2 rRNA genes (1 of these 2 cut by a window edge) are annotated in these 2,500 nt (G+C 54.6%); both read right to left on the minus strand.

Annotated features, from left to right (window positions below):
- Window positions 1-14: 14 nt before the first annotated feature.
- A 5S ribosomal RNA gene (rrf, locus tag ABIC35_RS21660) occupies window positions 15-129 on the minus strand.
- 119 nt (window positions 130-248) lie between these two features.
- Window positions 249-2,500, minus strand: a 23S ribosomal RNA gene (locus ABIC35_RS21665) (it continues 545 nt past the right edge of the window).

Raw genomic sequence — 2,500 nt, forward strand, 5'->3', positions numbered from 1 at the left:
ACACCGGCTTCAATGCCTGGCGGCGACCTACTCTTCCATTGCTTGAGCAATAGTACCATCGGCGCTGTCTGGTTTCACGGCCGAGTTCGGGATGGGATCGGGTGGGTCACAGACGCTATGGCCACCAAGCAATGAAGCAGGTGTGGCGTTTGGGGAAACAGGGGTTTTCAAATCGTGCACTGTCAAAGGCTGGACGTTCATCCACCCGGATCCTGACAACCCAGGGTTGTCGATGGGGGTGTGAAACTCTCAAGCGCGAAAAGAGCAATTAGTATCGGTTAGCTCCACGCGTTACCGCGCTTCCACATCCGATCTATCAAGGTCGTGGTCTTCGACCGCTCTATGAAATCTTATCTCGAGGGAGGCTTCCCGCTTAGATGCTTTCAGCGGTTATCCCGTCCATACATAGCTACCCAGCTGCGCTCCTGGCGGAACGACTGGTACACCAGAGGTATGTTCAACCCGGTCCTCTCGTACTAGGGTCAACTCCTCTCAAATTTCGACGCCCACGGCAGATAGGGACCAAACTGTCTCGCGACGTTCTGAACCCAGCTCACGTACCACTTTAATTGGCGAACAGCCAAACCCTTGGGACCTGCTCCAGCCCCAGGATGTGATGAGCCGACATCGAGGTGCCAAACAACCCCGTCGATATGAGCTCTTGGGGGTTATCAGCCTGTTATCCCCGGCGTACCTTTTATCCGTTGAGCGATGGCCCTTCCACGAGGGACCACCGGATCACTATGACCGACTTTCGTCTCTGCTCGACTTGTCAGTCTCGCAGTCAGGCTGGCTTATGCCATTGCACTCTAACAGCCGGTTTCCAACCGGCCTGAGCCAACCTTCGCGCGCCTCCGTTACTCTTTAGGAGGCGACCGCCCCAGTCAAACTACCCGCCACAGAGGGTCCCTGTACCGGATGACGGTACGAGGTTAGACAGTAAAGAACAACAGGGTGGTATTTCACTTGGTGGCTCCACACCAGCTGGCGCCGGTGCTTCAAAGCCTCCCACCTATTCTACACAGTTGTTCTCCACTGCCACTCTGAAGCTGCAGTAAAGGTGCACGGGGTCTTTCCGTCTAACCGCGGGTACTCCGCATCTTCACGGAGAATTCAATTTCGCTGAGCATGTCCTGGAGACAGTGGGGAAGTCGTTACGCCATTCGTGCAGGTCGGAACTTACCCGACAAGGAATTTCGCTACCTTAGGACCGTTATAGTTACGGCCGCCGTTTACCTGGGCTTCATTTCGGAGCTTGCACTCCTCCACTTAACCTTCAGGCACCGGGCAGGCGTCAGGCCCTATACGTCGTCTTGAAGCCGACTTAGCAGAGCCCTGTGTTTTTGCTAAACAGTCGCTACCCCCTGGCCTGTGCCCCCAACAAGAGCTTGCGCTTATGCTGGGCCTCCTTCTTCCGAAGGTACGGAGGCAATTTGCCGAGTTCCTTCAGGACACTTCTCTCAAGCGCCTTGGTATACTCTACCTGACCACCTGTGTCGGTTTCGGGTACGGTCTATACGGTGGGGCTATTTCCCGGGACTGCTTCGAAGCCAGTTCAATCCGATAAGAACTGACAACACACGCAATCCGTCACACACCACCAGGCCCACGAATATTAACGTGGTTCCCATCGACTACCCCCTTCGGGCTCGTCTTAGGGGCCGGCTCACCCTGCGCGGATTAGCCTTGCGCAGGAACCCTTGGTCTTTCGGCGAGAGGGCATCTCACCCTCTTTATCGCTACTCATGTCTGCATTCGCACTTCCGATACCTCCATGGTCGGTTACCCTTCCACTTCACAGGCTTACGGAACGCTCCGCTACCGCGTGATCGTAAACGATCACACCCTAAGCTTCGGTGCACGTCTTGAGCCCCGTTACATCTTCGCCGCAGGAACCCTTATTTAGACCAGTGAGCTGTTACGCTTTCTTTAAAGGATGGCTGCTTCTAAGCCAACCTCCTGGTTGTTTTGGGATTCCCACATGCTTTCCCACTTAGACGTGACTTGGGGACCTTAGCTGTAGGTCAGGGCTGTTTCCCTTTTGACGACGGACCTTAGCACCCGCCGTCTGTCTCCCGGATATCACTCCTAGGTATTCGGAGTTTGGTTAGAATTGGTAGATCTCGCGACCCCCGCATCCATCCAGTGCTCTACCCCCTAGGGTGTTCATCCGAGGCACTACCTCAATAGTTTTCGCGGAGAACCAGCTATTTCCCGGCTTGATTGGCCTTTCACCCCTAAGCACAACTCATCCGGTAACTTTTCAACGTTAATCGGTTCGGACCTCCAGTGCGTGTTACCGCACCTTCATCCTGGTCATGCATAGATCGCCGGGTTTCGGGTCTAATGCATCAAACTAAGTCGCCCTATTCAGACTCGCTTTCGCTGCGCCTACACCTATCGGCTTAAGCTTGCTTGATACATTAAGTCACAGACCCATTATGCAAGAGGTACGCGGTCAGGGCATAAAGCCCCTCCCACTGCTTGTAGGCATTCGGTT

Source organism: Sphingomonas trueperi (assembly GCF_040545965.1).
Taxonomy (GTDB): domain Bacteria; phylum Pseudomonadota; class Alphaproteobacteria; order Sphingomonadales; family Sphingomonadaceae; genus Sphingomonas; species Sphingomonas trueperi_C.